A 17,138-nucleotide genomic window follows, 5' to 3' on the forward strand; every position below is an offset into this window, starting at 1 on the left:
TGTCGTCTTGGCGCGGGTCGAGGGGGCGCTTAGATTGCCAATATTAGGTTTCCAGCAGGCGAACGGCGTCGCCGGTGGAAACGCCTAGCCGCTCGGCCTCGTCGGGGGTGAGCACAATTGTGCTACTATCTGCCGGGCCGCGGCCGATCCAGCTCGCGGTAAAGTTCAGCATCTGGGTAGATGCCGCCAGCCAGCGGCTAACGCTCTCTTGTGGCGCGTTAGAGGAAACTTCCACCTGATAAAGCTGCGAGTTGCGAATCGCCCGCACGTCATCGATGTAGGCCTCCACCGTGGGGCCACCATCGAAAATGTCGATGTAGCCTTCCCAGCGCAGCCCCTCTTTTTTAAGCATCTCCAGCGCTGGCCGGGTGTGCCGGTGCACCTGCCCGATACACGCCCGCGCCTCTTCCGACATGAAGGTGGTGTAGATCGGGAACTTGGGCATCAGCTCACCGATAAAGCTCTTTTGGCCCAGGCCGGTCAAGCGGTCGGCTTCGTTGAAATCCATGGGGAAGAAGTGTTTCCCCAGGCTCTCCCAGAAGGGGCTAACGTTGTTCTCATCGAACACGCCGCGCATCTCGGCCAGCACTTTCAGGGGAAAGCGGTCGCGGAACTGGGCAATAAACAGCCAGCGCGCTTTGGAGAGCAGCGCCCCATTACGCAGGTGCTTGTTGGCTTCGCCGCGATACTCCGGACGCAGAAATAGCGAACACACTTCGGCGTCGCCGGTGTGGTCGGAGCTTAAGAACAGCGTGTCGATGGTGCGATGCAGATCGAGCTGTACCGACGAGTGCGCCAGCGTGCCGAGCCGGTAGTTGTAGAACGGAACTTCACGCCCTACCTGGCCTTCGATGGCGCAGCAGCCTGCTAGCTCGCCGTTGGTTTCATCTTCCAGCACGAAGAAGTAGAGACGGTCATCCACTGGCGTACGCTCTTCGAACGCGCGGGCGGCGGACTCGATCTTACCGGCCAAAAACTCGCGGTTATCCGGCAGCGAGGTAAAGCCAACACCGGCCTGCTGCGCAAGCGCCTGGAGCCCATCCAGATCATTACGGGCAATGGGTCGAATGCGCATTACATCTCTCCTTCATCAAGCGCATCGATGGCGCTTGGCAGGGTTAACGGCGCCGCCAGCACCGCCCGCCCCTCTTCTACGCCCAAGCGCTCCGCGTGCTGCGGGGAGAGCATCAGCTGTCCCGTGGGCGAGAGCGCATAGCGCGCGACGATACAGCGGAAATCGCTCAGCGTTTGATTGGCGATCATCGCCGGTTCGGCATCCGGCAGCGCGTGCTCGGGGCGTATCCGCACCGGGTGCCAGGCCGCGCGGCGGAACGTTTCCAGGCGCTCGCGTTCGGCTTTGACGATGGGGCCCGCATCGAAAATATCCACATGCCGGGAGCGCACGAAGCCCTCGGCCAGCATTTCGGCCAGCGCCTCTTCGTGGGCCGGGTGCTCGCGGCCAATCGCGGCGCGGGCCTGGGGCGTGAGTAGCGGTAAGTAGAGCGGAAACTGCGGCATCACTTCCGCAATAAAGCTTTTCGAACGCACGCCCGCCATGTGATTCATCTCTTGAAAGCTGCGGGCAAAGAAGTGGCGGCCCACGCTCTCCCAAAAGGGGGACTCGTTCTGGCTATCCAAATAGCCGGGAAAAGCCACCGCCAGAATCCGCGAGAAGCGCTCCGGGTACTGGGCGATAAACATCAGCCGCGCCCGGCGCAGCAGGCTCTCCGCGCTGGTGCCTTTGTAGCGTGGGTTGAGCGACAGCGCGCAAAGCAGCGTGGCATCCGAGGCTTCATGAGACAGCGCCAGCGTTTGCACTTCACGGCGCACGTTAAGCTGCTGAGAGGCGTGAATCAGCGTCTCTTGGCGGTAGGTGTAGTAGGCCTCGGCGGCCCCCGCCTGGGCACGGATGGTGGCCGTGCCCAGCACGTCGTTGCGGCTATCGTCCGCCAGTACGAACATATAGTGCTCGTTACCGGGAAACTCGATCTCGCTGGCGAATGCCTCCTGGGAGCGCACAATGCGCTCCTCAAGGCGTTCACGGTTGGCGGGCAGGTTGGTCAGCCGTGGCACCGCATGCTCTGCCAGCTGCTCCAAGGCGGGAAGGTCAGCCAGGGTGACCGGTCGGATTACCAACATGTTCAGCGCCCCCTCTTGTGTGACTTGCGCTCTACTCATGCGCTGGCGACAAGTCGCTCGATGGCACGTTCTAGGCGCGCCATGCCTTCGGCAATATCCGCTTCCGGAATCACCAATGACGGCGCCATACGCAGCACGTTGGGCCCCGCGATGAGCGCCATCACGCCCTCTTCAATCGCCAGCGGCAGAATATCCTTGGCGCGGCCTTCGAAGGCATCCGACATCTGGGCCCCCATCAGCATGCCCATACCACGGATCTCTTTGAAGACGCCGTGCTTGCGGTTGATGGTTTCCAGGTGCTCGCGGAACAAATCGTGGCGATGTTTGACACCTTGCAGTACCTCCGGCGTATCGATGAACTCGACCGCCGCTAGCGCTACCGCTGAGGCCAACGCGTTGCCACCGTAAGTAGAGCCGTGGGTACCAATGGCCAGCGATTTGGCGATAGCGTCGGTGGTCAGCGTGGCACCAATCGGGAAGCCGCCGCCCAGGGATTTGGCGCTGGTGAGAATGTCTGGCGTGATACCGAAGTTCTTGTAGGCGTAGAGTTCACCGCTACGGCCAACGCCGGTTTGCACTTCATCGAAAATCAGCAGCGCGTTGTGCTCGTCACACAAATCGCGCAGGCCCTGCAGGAATTCCTGAGTAGCGGGAACGATGCCGCCCTCGCCCTGCATCGGCTCGACCATGATGGCGCAGGTGTCGTCGCCCACGAGCTTACGCACGCTCTCCAGGTCGTTGAAGTTGGCGTGCAGAATGCCGCCCGGTACCGGGCCAAAGCCTTGAGAGTACTTGGGCTGGCCGCCTACGCTGACGGTAAAGAACGTGCGGCCATGGAACGACTGGTAAAACGAAATGATTTTGTCTTTATGCTCGCCGTAGTGGTCGACCGCCCAGCGGCGTGCGAGCTTCAGCGCGGCTTCGTTGGCTTCACCGCCGGAGGAGCATAAAAAGACCTTATCGGCGAAGGTTCGCTCGGTCAGGGTTTTGGCCAGTTTGAGCGCCGGTTCGTTGGTGAATACGTTGGAGAGATGCCAAAGCTTTTCGCCCTGCTCTTTCAGCGCATTGACCAGCACCGGATGGCAGTGACCCAGGGAGTTCACCGCAATACCGCCAGCGAAATCGATGTACTCGCGGCCTTCTTGGTCCCACAAGCGGCTCCCTTCACCACGTACCGGAATAATCTGCTGCGGCGCGTAGTTAGGCGCCATGTAGTGGTCGAAGTCTTGACGGTTCGGGGTGTGGCTCATGGGACAGTACCTCCAGTGGAGTAAGCGATTGAATCAGTATACGGGGGGCGTAGGACGCCCTGCTTTCAGTATTGGGACGGTAAATTATGAATAGAGACGTGTGCATTTACATCTAAGTACTGGCTCGCATCTCCTTGAAGAATGACTAAAGCGCCCCATTGTCATTAGTAGGGCATTCACTAGTGCCTTGTGGAGCGGCACGGACATTTTTGACCCAAGGAGCTGAACCATGAAGATCGATCTACGCGGCAAGCATGCCATTATCACCGGATCTACCGCCGGTATCGGCTATGCCATTGCAGAAGGACTGGCCAACGCGGGCGCAGAAATAGTCGTTACCGGGCGCACGCAGCAGCGGGTGGATGATGCCATCGCTGCCCTAAAAAAGCGCCTTCCCGAGGCCCGTGCGACCGGGGTAGCCGCCGATCTAGGTACTGCAGAAGGGTGTCAGGCTCTGATTGACCAGCAGCCCAAGACCGACATCCTTATCAATAACGTAGGCATCTTTGGCCCACAAGACTTCTTCGAGGTAGATGACGCCACTTGGCAACAATTCTTCGATGTTAACATCATGAGCGCGGTTCGTTTGTCGCGTCATTACGCCAAGGGCATGCGTGAGCGCGATTGGGGCCGCATCCAGTTCGTGTCCAGCGAATCCGGGATCAACATTCCCAGCGAAATGGTTCACTACGGCATGACAAAGTCTGCGCTACTGTCCATTTCACGAGGATTGGCAAAAGTATTGAGTGGCACCCAAGTCACGGTCAACGCTATTCTTCCAGGACCCACGCGCTCAGAGGGCGTGTTGAACATGCTCAGCGACATCGCTCAGAAAGAGGGTATCTCGCAGCAGGAAGTAGAAGTGCGTTTCGTCAAAGAGAACCGTCCGTCGTCGATCATTCAGCGCTTGGCGACGCCCGAAGAAGTCGCCCACATGAGCGTCTATGCAGCCTCGCCACAAGCCAGTGCCACTACCGGTGCCGCGCTTCGCGTAGAGGGCGGCATTGTGGATACGCTGACGTAAAGCGTTATCCGAGCCGTTCCTCTCTCGGCGTCATACCGAAATGGTGGCGATAGGCGGTTGAGAAGTGAGCCCCTGAAGAAAACCCAGTGGCAAAGGCAATATCACCGACGGCCCGGTCGCTCTCACGCAGCTGTTTGCGTGCTTCCTGCAAACGCAGGTCGAGGTAGTAGCGGCTGGGCACCGCCTGCAAGTACTTCTTGAATAATCGCTCCAACTGACGCCGGGAGATCCCCAAATGCTCGGCCAGTTCCAACGTCGAGAGCGGCTCTTCAATATTAGCTTCCATGAGAGTCACCGCATCTACCAAGCTCTGGGGCGCGTGGCCCAAACGGTTGCGCAGCGGCACGTGCTGGCGCTCATCGGCCAAGCGAATACGGTCGCAGACGAACTGTTCGGAGACCTGCTCGGCCAGGCGCGGGCCGTGATGCTTGCCTATCAGCGTTAGCATCATGTCCATTGCAGCGGTGCCGCCCGCGCAGGTCAGGCGGTCGCGATCAATTTCAAACAGCTGTTGGGAGAGCGTCACCTGGGGATAGGCTTGGGCAAAGGCGTCAAAACGCTGCCAAGGCAGGGTGGCGCGATAGCCTTCCAGCAGCCCGCAGCGGGCGAGCACCTCGGTGCCTCCAGCCAAACCGCCGATAGCAACGCCGCGCCCCTGGTGGCTACGCAGCCACTCATTGAGTTTAGGTGGCAGCGCGTAAGGCAGCGGCGTGGGCGCACACACAAACAGCAGATCCAGCGGGCCAAGGGGCCCCCCTAGTGCGTGCTGCGCAATGAGCGAAAGCTGCGCGCCGCTGCGCACGGGTTCGTCATCCAGGCTGAGGGTCAGGGTGTGATACAACATCTGGCCGCTCAGCTGGTTGGCCATTTGCAGCGGCTCAATAGCGCTGGCGTGAGCCAACAGCGAAAACCCCGGCAGCAGCACAAACGCCACCCGCCTGCGGTTGCTAGGGGGTGGCGTTAACGTACTGGAGTGCATGTGGGTTCGCTGTACTGCCTATTGCGATGCATGAAAACCGCCGCTGGCTAACTGGGTCATTTGTGTTACCAACATCTTACCCAATTGTGCCACTGAAGGCAGCGCCTGCTGTCGCTATCTCAAAAAAGGCGTCGCAAGGCTATAGCGAGTGCGTGTTACCTGTTCTCTTCCGCGTCTGAGAGCGTCGTTTGGTTATCGATAATCTGGTAATCGCTCTCGCGATACTCATCGGCAGACGCTTCGATCTCATCGCTACCGTAGTCGGTATTGACGACCAATTGCTCCCCCTCGCGCTGCATCTCTTTTACGGGAAGCGCTACGTCGCTCGCGCCAAAACCCCAGATGCCGCCAATCGAAACAATCGCAAACAACTCACCGCTCTCTTGGTGACGGGCGATGTGCTGGATTTCCCCTACTTCATCACCCTGCTGGTTAGCGACGCTCATGCCTTCCAGGTCCCGAGCGCGCTCCGCCATCAGCGAATTGCCCTGATCGCTTTGCTGAACATCTTCCTGCACAACTTGCTGATTCTGCTGCTGCGCTGGCTGCCGTTCTTGATCGCGCCCTTCGTTACCCCGGTTAACCTCTACCTCAGCATTGTCGGCCTGCTCAATGGTGACCTCTGGCTCGCCGCGCTGCTCAACGGTGACGTTCGGCTCCGCCTCCTCCACCGTCACTTCCGGCTCGGGCTGCTCAATGGTCACTTCGGGCTTAGGCTGCTCAATGGTGACGTCAGGTTTTGACTGCTCAACCTTGATGTTGGGTGACTCCTGCTGAACCTGAACATCCGCGGGCGCTTGGTCAACCGTGACATCCATTGTCTCGCTGCCATCTTGGTTTTGGCCATCTTGCCGCTGCTGCTCGGCCACATCGTTCTGCTGCTGTTGCGACATGTTCCGTGTGGTCGAAGGATCGGTGTGATCATCGTTTTGCGCGAGGGCAATACCTGAGAGGCTAGCGCATACCGTGCCCATGGCGACTGCGAGTGCTGTCCGTTTCATGCTCGTTCTCCGTTTACTGACGTGCATCGTTTCTAAAGCACACTTTGTGCTGAAGTACACGTTGCACACTAGTTAAGCACGGCGCATCGAGGCAAGATGAAACGGCACACAACCGCTACGTTGTACCTAAATTAACGGACATTTAGCAGAAGATGGGCACAAAAGCTGACAAACATTAAACACAGGCACCCCTAGTGACCGCCATGGAACGTTCGCTGCCACAGGCCTGAAACGCATATCGCCGGGCCACAGGCCCGGCGATATGCGCTGCAACAACGACGTCTCAGCCGCCGCTGTTGCCCACTCCCAGCATGACAATACCCGCCACGATGATCCCCATCACTATGATGATCAGCGGCAGCATGTTGTGCAGCCCGTTAGCGGATTTCTTCGCTTCTGGCTGCTGCTGAGGTTGCGAGGTTTCGAAATCTTCGGGTAAGCGCTCGCTCAACACGTGCTCTTTCTCTTCTTCCGGGGTTTTGCTTTCTCGGGTATCCATACGGCACCTCATCCAGTCCGGTCGATGATCAACAGCGCGGCGGCCAGCGTTACCCGTCGCGCGTCGCCTTATAGCGTCACGACATCGAATTCCACGTCCGGGTTCACATCGGCGTCGTAATCCACGTCGTTACGCTCGAAGCCAAACAGCTTCAAAAACTCATGCTTGTAACCAGCATAGTCGGTAATGTCGAAGAGGTTGTCCGTCGTGACTTCCGGCCACAGGTCTTGGCAGGCTTTTTGAACGTCGTCGCGCAGTTCCCAGTCGTCCAGGCGCAGGCGGCCTTGGTCGTCGGTAACCATGTCGCCGGGCTCACCGGAGTAAAGCCTTTCGCCGAACAGGCGGTTCAGCTGATCGATGGTGCCTTCGTGCAGGCCCTGCTCTTTCATGATGCGGTAGACCATGGCGATATACAGCGGCATGACCGGAATCGCGGCGCTCGCCTGGGTCACCACGGATTTCAGCACGGCCACGTTGGCACCGCCGCCGCTCTCTTTGAGCTTGGCATCGATGGCGGACGCTGCGCGGTCCAGGTCCTCTTTGGCTTTACCCAGAGCACCGTGCCAGTAGATCGGCCAGGTAATTTCGGTGCCGATGTAGCTAAAGGCCACGCTGCGTGCGCCTTTGGCGAGCACGCCCGCGTCATCCAGAGCGCTCATCCACAGTTCCCAATCTTCGCCGCCCATCACGGTGATGGTGTCGTCGATTTCTTGCTGGGTGGCCGGTTCCACTTCGGCTTCGATGATGGCGTCTTTGTTGGTATCGATCGCCGTGGCGCGATAGGTTTCACCAATCGGCTTCAGGCTGGAGCGCTTCAGCTCACCGCTGTCAGGCAGTTTGCGCACGGGAGACGCCAGGGAGTAGACCACGAGATCAATCTCACCCATGTCCTGCTTGATCAGCTCGATGGCTTTTTCCCGCGCTTCGTGGGAGAACGCATCGCCGTTGATGGACTTGCTGTACAGACCTTCCTGCTTGGCAAATTTATCGAAGGCCGCGCTGTTGTACCAGCCCGCCGTGCCCGGCTTTTTCTCGGTGCCCGGCTTTTCGAAAAACACGCCCAAGGTGTCGGCGCCATAACCAAAGGCGGCGGTAATACGCGCTGCTAGGCCGTAACCGCTAGAGGCACCGATCACCAGCACTTTCTTCGGGCCTTGGCGTTTATCCAAACCACGGGCGCGGGTCGCTTCGATCTGCTCGAGAACGTTCTGCTCGCAGCCTTTCGGGTGGGTGGTGGTGCAGATAAAGCCACGCACTTTCGGTTTAATGATCACATTGGACCCCTTCATCAGATGAGTATTGCGTTCGGCACGGCAGTGCCGAGTTACCAATGAGGGGTATTCTAGCGGTCTCGGCGCGCCCTGTCCGCTCTTGAGCTTCTTCGCCATTCGCGGCAGGATAGCGGCCTGCCCACCACTTGCCGACGAGACCTTTGATGAATGCACAGCAGCTAGTCGATGAGCGAGGCGATCTGTGGCTTGCCCTGGCCCCGCTCTGGCTTGATCGCGAACCCAGCGAGCGCGACTACGCCCGTATGATCGAAGTGATCGAACAGCACCAGATGTCGCTCAAGGAGTTGGAGTGGATGCTGCGTCTAGAGCTGGCACCGGTCATGTCGCGCCACCAGCTCTCGGTCGCCAGCGAGTGGCGCAAGTTCGACGATTATAAACTGATGAAGCAACTCGTGAGCCACAACATGAAGCTGACCGGCTGGCGACGCAAAAGCTGGGCACTCTTTTCAGGGCTGACGACCATGATGGTGCGTCACCGTTGGAACGAGCTGATGCAGCGTCTGGTGGTCGCCCGAGGTGAGGTGTAGCGCGTCACGTCGTGAGGCTTACTCTTTGTCCAGAGCGGCCTCCAGGGCCAAGCGCAGCGTCAGCCCGCGATCTTTGGGGCCAAAACGAGCCACCACCTTGCCATCGCGCCCCACCAAGAACTTGGTGAAATTCCACTTCACGGCCTTGGTTCCCAAGATCCCCGGCGCCTCTTGCTTGAGCTGAACGAACAGCGGATGGGCATCGTTGCCGTTGACCTTCACTTTCTCCATGAGCGGAAAGCTCACGCCAAACTGCTGCTCGCCAAAGGCGCAAAACGCTTCGGCACTTTCAGGAGACTGACGGCCAAACTGGTTACAGGGGAACCCCAGCACGGTAAAGCCGCGATCTCGGTACCGCTGGTAAAGCCCTTCGAGCTCTTTCAACTGGGGGGTAAAACCGCACTGACTGGCCACATTGACCACCAGCAACACCTGTCCGCGCAGCGCGCGAAGGTTGAACGGCTTACCTTGGTGGGTATAACAATCCTGCTCGTAAATCGTCATCGCCAGGCCTCTAGAATGCCTTTACCAGCATGCGCCTTACCTTGCCACGGCAACGGTAACGACACCAGCATGGAGATTAAATGATGGGCCCTGCCACCACCCGCAGCGCCAGCGCGATCAGCAGCACACCGGTGAGGCGGTTAATCCAGTGGGCGCGGCGCTGCAGCCAGGGCAACACCCGCGAGTGAGACAACCCAACGGCCACCAACACGTACCAGCCACCATCAATCATAATAGCCGTGGCGACGATAATCGCCTTGGCCAGCAGACTCATGTCCGGCGTGACGAACTGGCTTAACAGCGCAACGAAAAAGATGATCAGCTTTGGGTTACCCAGTGCCACCAACACGGCCTCTTTGGCTGCCTGGCGCGGCGTGGTGACCACAGCGTTCGGCGACAGTGCGCCGCCTCGGCCCGCCCGTAACGCTTTGACTCCCAACCACGCCAAATAGGCCGCGCCACACCAGGTAATGATGTGAAACAGTTCGGGAAAGCGCACCATGACCGCGCCTAATCCCAAGACCGTCAGCAACGCGTAAACTCCGACACCCAGGGCATGGAAGATGGCTGCCGTTACGCCCGGCACACGGCCACCTCCCAAGGTGTGGCGCAGCACCAGCGCAAGGCTTGGTCCGGGCGACATGGCCCCCATCGCACAAATGGCAGCCAGCGAAAGCCAAAGGGTCAGCGGCATGGTGTCCTCCCTGAAACGTCATGGAACAAGCGTGCCAGTATACGCCAGCGCTGGCCTCTTCGGCGCTCGTCCTAACGTCGGGAGTGGCCGCAACACCTCGCAGCACCGCATTAACGTGTCAGACGCTTAAATAACGCTGTTAGCATGGTACGCTGTTGGGTAAAATTTTCCCCTTTTTGAACACGATGACGCCTGCCATGCAGGCGGTTCATGGCTAATAAAGGACTTCAATATGGGTAGGGCGTTTCAAAACCGTAAGGAATCCATGGCCAAAACGGCCGCTGCGAAAACCAAGGTGTACAGCAAGTATGGGCGTGAAATCTACGTCTGTGCCAAAGCTGGCGGTACGGACCCCAACGGTAACCTCGCGCTGCGTGGATTGATGGAGCGCGCCAAGAAAGATCAGGTGCCGTCCCACGTGATCGACAAGGCCCTGGACAAAGCCAGCGGCGCAGGCGGTGAAGATTTCTCCCCGGCGCGCTACGAAGGCTTTGGCCCCGGCAACGCCATGGTGATCGTCGACTGCCTGACCGATAACCCCAACCGCACCTTTGGCGACGTGCGCGGCTGCTTCACCAAAACCAAAAGCAAAATCGGCACGCCGGGCAGCGTGAGCCACATGTTCGACCACTGCGCGATCTTCTCTTTCGCTGGTAGCGATGAAGAAACCGTACTGGAAGCGCTGATGGAAGCCGACGTGGACGTGACCGATATCGAACAGGAAGAGGGTCGCATCACCGTCTTTGCGCCGCATACCGACTACGCCAAAGCCAAGCAGGCACTGTTGGATGCGCTGGGTGAGATCGACTTCGAGGTCGACGAAATCCAGTTCTTGCCACAAACCACCACGCCCATCGAAGGCGACGACGTGGCGATGTTTGAAAAGTTTCTGGGCATGCTCAACGAGCTGGACGACGTCCAGAACGTCTTCCATAACGCGGAACTGCCGGAAGACGAGGCTTGAGCCGCTAGTCGCTCAACGCATCCCTCGGCACGAAGATCCACCCTTCCGCCGCTGGCATCTCTGCCGGCGGCCACGCAATCTGCGCAGGCGCCTGCTCGAGACTCCAGGCAAGCAGGGCACAAAAGCAGGCGTCCTGGCTATCCTGCTGCTTCGGCGTTGGCTGATGCAGCAGGGTAACGACGGTCTCGGGTGCGCGAACCCTCTCTAGCAACGCGGCAAACGCTACCGAGCGTTTCGCCGGCGACGGATACCCCTCGACAGCCAACAGCTCCCCCTGCTCGCTCGTCCACTGGCCACACTGCACGCGATGGGGCGCAAAGCGCGCCAGCACGTGCATGCCCTTGGTGGCCTGGCTACCAATCATGTCCTTGATCGGAGAGAGCGGCGTCACCCCACGAGCAAAGAGCCAACGCTCCGTTTGGCGATACAGGTAGGGATTGTCCTGCGAGCGGCCCAGGGCATCGACGGGCTGACCCTGAGCGAGGGCCAGCAGTGCTTGGGGAAACGCCAAGGGCGTGTCGATGGCCATGACGACCCGTTCTTGGCCACTGGCCGTGATTTGGCACAGCGCCAACAAGCGATTCAACAGGTCACGAGTCGAGCTCGCGTCGTTGAGCGTTTGGCGTAGATTGCCCCGCCAGGGCGTGCCCAGCAAGGTTAGCGACTCGTCCAGTACGACCAGCGCATCGCGGCTGGCGGGATTGTGGTCGCAGTTCCAGCCGCCCACATCCCATCCAAGATATAGGGTGGTCGTCGTCATTAGCTGGCCGCGCCTTTGGCATCGAGTGCCGCATCGGGCGGTAGCAGCGCGGGAGTGACGCCTGCCGCACTCAGTACCGCCTTGCCACGCACCGTCAAATCGGTAATGAAGAGAAACTGCTGACGCGGGTCTACCGGATACGCGCGAATACGGTAGTGAGTTCCCCAGGGTTTCTCTTCGGCGACCACGACAATCGGCTCGTCGAACTTCAAATAAGCGCTGGTCAGCGCGACATCGCGCAGCGCTTTGCGCACCCAACCCGCCTCGTGCTCGGGGTGTAGATAAAAACTCGCCACGCACTGAAGGCTGGTGCCACCGTTATTGGCGTTATAGATCGCCGAATCCCACAGCTTCAAGTGTGGTACGGCGACCAAGTCATCATCGGGAGTCTGCACTTCCACCGTGCGCATGCCAACGTGTTTCACCTCACCGTACGTGCCTTCGATATTGACCCAGTCGCCGGGGCGATAAGGCAGCTCCACCGCCGAGACGACCCCAGCGATAAGGCTGCTCACATAATCTTTCAGCGCAAAGCCAATGGCCAAGCCAATGGCACCCAGCAGAGTGACCATATTGCGTAGCGACGGCTCAATGATGATCGGGACGGCGATGGCCAGCGCAACGATCAGAATGATCAGCCGCGTCAGCGGTACCAGTGCAAAGACGCGGAAGCGCACTTGACCATGCAGCCGATTGGCCAGCCAGTTGAGACCACGCTGACTGGCAATGATCAACAAGATCGTACTACCTAAAATGATGCCCAGCGTGATCAGCGCTTGACTGTCCATCTCGTTAAACAGTTTGGCGTACTGCCCTTGATCGTCCATCTACGCTCCTTAAAGCGGGTCTACCAGATAATTACGCGACTCTAGCAGTTGCCGTACGCTGGCATAGCTCAACGGTGCGACCTGCCAACGCCCCTGCTGACGGCTGAGAATGCCACGCCGCGCCAGCGCAAAACGTGCGTTCAGCGCTTCGTGATCGGAAAACGGCAGCACGTGCTTCAGGGCTTGGTCTTCAAGCCCGCCGTGAATCAGCAGCGTGTGCAGTAGCAGCGTGGCTAAGTCGCCGGTATCTGCCGGAAGCTCGGCATCGGCTAGGGCATCGAGTAGCCATAGCTCTTGCGCGTTGCTGCGCGTCTCTGGCGCGTCGTCGGAGGTATTCGCCTCCGACGGCTCCCGCAGTCGCTCTCGCCAGTAGTGCCACGCAATTCCCAAATGTCCGCGGCAGTGCGCTGCCAGCCGCTGCAGTTCTTTGAAGACGGCCTTACTATCGCTTTCGCTCGATAGAATCGGTTTCCCGGTCCGCGTGCTATATACCGTCGGACATGCTCCCGCCGTTTGGGTCACGCGGTGGGAGAAGTAGTGGGCTAACTGCTCGCCTTCGAGCCCTTGCAGGGTCAATACCGGTACGCCCTCGAGGCCGACGGCGTGCTGCAAGTAGGCATACGTCCAGCTATCACAGCCGATCACGCTCATGCCCAGACGCCCGCTCAGAGCGCGTTCGACCAGTTCACGCACGCCCTGAAGGCCGTTGGTATGTCGCAGAAAGTGACGCTCCAGCGCTGGGATGGCCCAGCGTTTGAGTGGCGTGGCATGATCGACCCAGGCCAAGCGCCCGTCGACCAGCTCGGACAGCGTAGGAGCCGTGAGGCACTCGATACCTTGCTGCGCGGCCCAGTGGCTCACTACCGCTTCGTGCCCACCGTGGGGCGGTGAGATGAACAGCACGACGGGCGTTTCTTCATAGGCGCGTAGTGCCTGCTCCAAACGGTGGGCAGCAGGCGTCCAATCGATACTGGGTGCCCAGTGGGCCAGCTTGACCTCCGGCAGCGCGCGCAGTTCGCTCTCCTGCTTGGCTTGGCGCTCGGAGGCCTCGCGGCCGATCATCCAAGTCGTGGCTGCTCGCCAGCTACGCCGCCACTGGCTGGCCTGGGTGCGTTCGGGGGTGTGAAAGGTGTCCAGTGCCACCACGTTCCATGGCGATAACGCCGCGTTCGTTGAGCCTTGCGCCATCGTCTGCCTCGGTTCGGTAAAGTAGATTAAGGTTAGCATGCCTGAGGCGCTGCCCTCGGGGCTAGTCGAACTTATCGGCTAGAATAAAGTCGTTATAGCCAAGCAACTCCCCTTTGAGCGATGTGCAGGAGGCAACGATGAGCGTGGTGAATGTCACGATGGCGGAGCTTCACGAGAAGCTTGCAAAGTGCATTGCGGGCGAGCGGGTGCTCATTGAGCAGGAAGGGAATCGATTCAGCGGCCGTATCCAGCATGTCGGTGTGATGGGGGTAAAAGTCATTCCTGAAACCGTCATCAAAAACAGTACCGGTGACCCAGGGGATATGGATGGCGTGACCGTGCCCTACGACGATATTTGGGAGCTGGAAGTCAAAGGCGTGGTCTACAGCCGACTGGGGGAGTAACGTAGCCTCCCCCCTCATGGCAAAAAAAGCGCGCCTGCTTTTGGCAGACGCGCCTTTGACTCGTTGCTTTTTTTACTCATTGTGCAAAGCGTCGCGCTTCGCTCAATAGGTCAGGCAGATCTTACCAAAGTGCTTGCCTGACTCTTGATGACGAAACGCATCGGCGATCTCGCTGAGCGGGAATTCACGGTCGATGATCGGTTTGAGCTTCGCCGCTTCGATCGCTTGGATCATCTCGATCTGATGACGACGGCTGCCTACGATAAGCCCCTGCAATTTAGCCTGTTTTGCCATCAGCTTAGCCGTCGGAATCTCACCTTCACGGCCGGTGAGCACACCAATCAGTGAGATATGCCCGCCAATCTTCACCGCATCGATGGATTGCGGCAGCGTACCGGGGCCACCTACTTCGACCACGTGATCCACGCCTTCGCCATGGGTGAGCGCTTGCACGGCTTTGCCCCACTCCGGGGTCTCACGGTAGTTGATGGTGTGATCCGCGCCTAGCGTGCGCAGGCGTTCCAGCTTTTCATTAGACGAAGACGTGCCGATCACCCGAGCGCCCATCAGTTTGGCAAACTGTAAGGCGAAGATAGACACACCGCCGGTGCCGAGTACCAGCACGGTATCGCCAGCCTTCAAGCCGCCGTCTACTACTAGCGCGCGCCAGGCGGTTAGGCCTGCGGTCGTCAACGTGGCGGACTCGGCATGGCTGTAGCCTTGCGGCTGGCGAGTAAACCACTCAGCCGGGCGAATCACCTGCTCGCGGGCATAGCCATCGACGCCATCGCCTGGGGTGGTGGTGAAGTCGCCTACGCGCGCCGGGCCTTCCAGCCAGTAAGGGAAGAAAGTCGAGACGACCGCATCGCCCACGGCAAACTCTTCCACACCTTCGCCAACGGCTTCCACCACGCCCGCACCGTCGGACATTGGGATGCGCTTATCATCGGTGGGAATCATCCCCGCCACGACCGCGTAGTCGTGAAAGTTCAGTGAGCTGGCGTGCAGGCGCACTTTGATCTCGCCGGGGCCTGGCTCCCCTGGGGCTGCCACGTCGACAACGTTCAATTTATCTAAACCGCCGGGTTGTTGAAGCTCAATCGCTTGCATCACTCTCTCCTGTTAACGCGCCCTTACTAGGCGACCGGTCTAGTCTCAGATGGGGGCGTTGTCATCAGGATCAAGGTCGTTGCCCAAAAAGCCGCCCGACTGACGCTGCCATAGGCCTGCGTAGATGCCGTTTCGGGCCAGCAATTCCTGATGAGTGCCGCTCTCCACCATGCGCCCTTCATCCACCACAATCAAACGGTCTAGCATGGCAATGGTAGAGAGCCGATGGGCGATGGCAATCACGGTTTTGCCCTCCATCAAGGCATCCAACTGCTCTTGAATCGCCGCTTCGACTTCGGAATCCAGCGCCGAGGTGGCTTCATCCAACACCAGGATGGGGGCGTCTTTGAGCAGCACCCGGGCGATGGCAATGCGCTGGCGCTGGCCGCCTGAGAGCTTCACACCCCGCTCACCCACATGAGCATCCAAACCTCGCCGCCCTTTGGGGTCGACTAGGTCGTTGATGAAGGTATCAGCATGGGCGCGGCACACCGCCTGCCAGACATCCGCATCGCTGGCATTCGGGCTGCCGTAGCGGATGTTGTCCCGCAGCGAGCGGTGCAGCAGCGAGGTATCTTGGGTCACCATGCCGATCTGGTGGCGCAGCGAGGTCTGGGTGACCTCGGCTATGTTTTGGCCGTCGATCAAAATGCGCCCGCCCTGCAAGTCGTAAAAGCGCAGCAGCAGGTTCGCCAGGGTCGATTTTCCCGCCCCGGAGCGGCCAATCAGGCCTATTTTCTCGCCGGGCTTGATGGTGAGGCTCAGCCCATCGAACACGTTTTTGCTCTCCCCTTTTGCTTGGGCATACTGGAAGCGCAGTGTGTCGAAGACGATCTCGCCGTTGGGCACGGTCAGCGCTTTGGCGTTGGGCGCGTCTTTCACCGTCGGCTCCTGGGCGATGGTGTTCATGCCATCCTGCACCGTGCCGATGTTTTCAAACAGCCCGGCCACTTCCCATAAAATCCAGTCGGACATGAAGCGGATCCGCATCACCAGGGCAATGGCGATGGCCAGCACACCCAGAGAGATCGCCTCCATGTACCACGCTGCAATCGCCATGCCTGCCGTGCCGACCAGCAGCAGCGTATTAAGCAGCGTCAAGCAGACGCTCATCACCGTGACCAAACGCATCTGGCGATGCACGGTGACCATAAAGCCCTCCATAGCATCTTTGGCGTAGCGCTCTTCGCGCTGAGTGTCGGCAAATAGCTTGATAGTCTGGATATTGCTGTAGCTATCCACCACGCGACCGGTCATTTGCGCGCGCGCATCCGCCTGGGCCATGGAAACATCCCGCAGGCGCGGTACGAAAAAGCGCATGATCCCCAAGTAACCGATCAGCCAAAGCCCTAGCGGCAGCAGCAGCCATGGATCGGCGCGGCCTAGCAAGATGGCCGCCCCTGTAAAATAGACGATGGCGTAGACCAGCAGACCCATCACTTTCGTGACGGTTTCCCGCACGGCCAGCGCAGTTTGCATCACTTTTTGCGATACCCGCCCGGCAAACTCATCCTGATAGAATGCCAGGCTCTGGCTGAGCATATGGCGATGAGAGAGCCAGCGGCCAATCATCGGGTAGTTACCAAAAATGCTCTGGTGAGTGACCAGCGACTGCAGCAGCACCAATAGCGGCAGGCCCACTACCACTAACAAACCAAGGCCCGCCAGCCACAGCCCGTGGTTGGCCCAAAAATCGGCGCGCTCAACGCCGCCCAGCCAATCCACCAAATCGCCCATATAGCTAAAGAACACCACCTCTGCAGCAGACACTACCGCCGTTATCAGCGACATCACTAACAGCCACGGCCATACCGGGCGGGAAAAGTGCCAAATGAAAGGCAACAGCCCTTTGGGCGGTGTGGTGACCTCACCCTCTGGATAAGGGTTGACGCGCTCCTCAAAGAAACGGAACAGCGGCGAGAGCAGACGTGACAGCATGGAAAGTCCTTACAAGACGCGATAAAAGGGAGTACAGC

Annotated in this window: 18 protein-coding genes; 4 read left to right on the plus strand and 14 right to left on the minus strand. The window is 59.4% G+C overall.

Annotation, left to right across the window (positions count from 1 at the left end):
- Positions 1–43: 43 nt before the first annotated feature.
- The 3 genes from astA to CTT34_RS13470 are packed head-to-tail and all read right to left on the minus strand — an operon-like array spanning position 44 to position 3,389.
- The gene (gene astA, locus CTT34_RS13460; RefSeq protein ID WP_159342880.1) at positions 44–1,075 is read right to left on the minus strand and encodes an arginine N-succinyltransferase; all 1,032 of its coding nucleotides are present in this window, start codon (positions 1,073–1,075) and stop codon (positions 44–46) included.
- On the minus strand, positions 1,075–2,139 hold the full coding sequence (locus CTT34_RS13465) for an arginine N-succinyltransferase (RefSeq protein WP_159342881.1): 1,065 nt from the start codon (positions 2,137–2,139) through the stop codon (positions 1,075–1,077). Before CTT34_RS13465 ends, astA begins: the two co-directional genes overlap by 1 nt.
- A 35-nt stretch (positions 2,140–2,174) precedes the next feature.
- The gene (locus CTT34_RS13470) at positions 2,175–3,389 is read right to left on the minus strand and encodes an aspartate aminotransferase family protein (RefSeq protein WP_159342882.1); all 1,215 of its coding nucleotides are present in this window, start codon (positions 3,387–3,389) and stop codon (positions 2,175–2,177) included.
- A 229-nt stretch (positions 3,390–3,618) separates the two neighbouring features.
- Here CTT34_RS13470 and CTT34_RS13475 point away from each other — a divergent pair, with 229 nt between their 5' ends.
- The gene (locus CTT34_RS13475; protein WP_159342883.1) at positions 3,619–4,413 is read left to right on the plus strand and encodes an SDR family NAD(P)-dependent oxidoreductase; all 795 of its coding nucleotides are present in this window, start codon (positions 3,619–3,621) and stop codon (positions 4,411–4,413) included.
- A gap of 4 nt (positions 4,414–4,417) precedes the next feature.
- On the opposite strand, the gene CTT34_RS13480 is transcribed toward CTT34_RS13475, so the two are convergent.
- The 4 genes from CTT34_RS13480 to fabV all read right to left on the minus strand — a co-directional run bounded on the left by CTT34_RS13480 (position 4,418) and on the right by fabV (position 8,166).
- Complete coding sequence (locus CTT34_RS13480; protein WP_174788529.1) at positions 4,418–5,392, minus strand: GlxA family transcriptional regulator; 975 nt, start codon at positions 5,390–5,392, stop codon at positions 4,418–4,420.
- Between the two features lie 155 nt (positions 5,393–5,547).
- The gene (locus tag CTT34_RS13485; RefSeq protein ID WP_159342884.1) at positions 5,548–6,393 is read right to left on the minus strand and encodes a PRC-barrel domain-containing protein; all 846 of its coding nucleotides are present in this window, start codon (positions 6,391–6,393) and stop codon (positions 5,548–5,550) included.
- A 283-nt stretch (positions 6,394–6,676) separates the two neighbouring features.
- Positions 6,677–6,892, minus strand: a complete 216-nt coding sequence (locus CTT34_RS13490) for a hypothetical protein (RefSeq protein WP_159342885.1) — start codon at positions 6,890–6,892, stop codon at positions 6,677–6,679.
- Positions 6,893–6,960: 68 nt separating this feature from the next.
- Positions 6,961–8,166: an enoyl-ACP reductase FabV gene (gene fabV / locus CTT34_RS13495; RefSeq protein WP_159342886.1), complete on the minus strand. Its 1,206-nt coding sequence runs from the start codon at positions 8,164–8,166 to the stop codon at positions 6,961–6,963.
- A 161-nt stretch (positions 8,167–8,327) separates the two neighbouring features.
- On the opposite strand from fabV, the gene CTT34_RS13500 reads away from it, so the two are divergent.
- A complete protein-coding gene (locus CTT34_RS13500) occupies positions 8,328–8,711 on the plus strand; it encodes a DUF7079 family protein (RefSeq protein WP_159342887.1) in 384 nt (127 codons plus the stop codon).
- An 18-nt stretch (positions 8,712–8,729) separates the two neighbouring features.
- Here CTT34_RS13500 and CTT34_RS13505 read toward each other — a convergent pair whose 3' ends face one another.
- Together CTT34_RS13505 and CTT34_RS13510 are read right to left on the minus strand one after the other, a co-directional pair.
- On the minus strand, positions 8,730–9,215 hold the full coding sequence (locus CTT34_RS13505; RefSeq protein WP_159342888.1) for a glutathione peroxidase: 486 nt from the start codon (positions 9,213–9,215) through the stop codon (positions 8,730–8,732).
- Between the two features lie 76 nt (positions 9,216–9,291).
- Positions 9,292–9,909: a LysE family translocator gene (locus CTT34_RS13510; protein WP_159342889.1), complete on the minus strand. Its 618-nt coding sequence runs from the start codon at positions 9,907–9,909 to the stop codon at positions 9,292–9,294.
- A 232-nt stretch (positions 9,910–10,141) separates the two neighbouring features.
- On the opposite strand from CTT34_RS13510, the gene CTT34_RS13515 reads away from it, so the two are divergent.
- Positions 10,142–10,873, plus strand: a complete 732-nt coding sequence (locus CTT34_RS13515; protein WP_159342890.1) for a YebC/PmpR family DNA-binding transcriptional regulator — start codon at positions 10,142–10,144, stop codon at positions 10,871–10,873.
- Between the two features lie 4 nt (positions 10,874–10,877).
- Here CTT34_RS13515 and CTT34_RS13520 read toward each other — a convergent pair whose 3' ends face one another.
- The 3 genes from CTT34_RS13520 to CTT34_RS13530 are packed head-to-tail and all read right to left on the minus strand — an operon-like array spanning position 10,878 to position 13,648.
- On the minus strand, positions 10,878–11,633 hold the full coding sequence (locus CTT34_RS13520; protein WP_159342891.1) for a DUF429 domain-containing protein: 756 nt from the start codon (positions 11,631–11,633) through the stop codon (positions 10,878–10,880).
- Positions 11,633–12,460 (minus strand): mechanosensitive ion channel family protein, encoded by an 828-nt coding sequence (locus CTT34_RS13525; RefSeq protein WP_159342892.1) that lies wholly within the window; start codon positions 12,458–12,460, stop codon positions 11,633–11,635. The genes CTT34_RS13520 and CTT34_RS13525 overlap by 1 nt, the downstream gene beginning before the upstream one ends.
- 9 nt (positions 12,461–12,469) lie before the next feature.
- Positions 12,470–13,648, minus strand: a complete 1,179-nt coding sequence (locus tag CTT34_RS13530) for a hypothetical protein (RefSeq protein ID WP_159342893.1) — start codon at positions 13,646–13,648, stop codon at positions 12,470–12,472.
- A 137-nt stretch (positions 13,649–13,785) separates the two neighbouring features.
- On the opposite strand from CTT34_RS13530, the gene CTT34_RS13535 reads away from it, so the two are divergent.
- A complete protein-coding gene (locus tag CTT34_RS13535; protein WP_159342894.1) occupies positions 13,786–14,052 on the plus strand; it encodes a hypothetical protein in 267 nt (88 codons plus the stop codon).
- 102 nt (positions 14,053–14,154) lie between these two features.
- On the opposite strand, the gene CTT34_RS13540 is transcribed toward CTT34_RS13535, so the two are convergent.
- Both CTT34_RS13540 and CTT34_RS13545 read right to left on the minus strand, forming a co-directional pair.
- Complete coding sequence (locus CTT34_RS13540) at positions 14,155–15,162, minus strand: zinc-dependent alcohol dehydrogenase family protein (protein ID WP_159342895.1); 1,008 nt, start codon at positions 15,160–15,162, stop codon at positions 14,155–14,157.
- Between the two features lie 45 nt (positions 15,163–15,207).
- The gene (locus CTT34_RS13545; protein WP_159342896.1) at positions 15,208–17,100 is read right to left on the minus strand and encodes an ABC transporter ATP-binding protein; all 1,893 of its coding nucleotides are present in this window, start codon (positions 17,098–17,100) and stop codon (positions 15,208–15,210) included.
- Positions 17,101–17,138 lie beyond the last annotated feature (38 nt).

This window comes from Halomonas meridiana (assembly GCF_009846525.1).
Classification (GTDB): domain Bacteria; phylum Pseudomonadota; class Gammaproteobacteria; order Pseudomonadales; family Halomonadaceae; genus Vreelandella.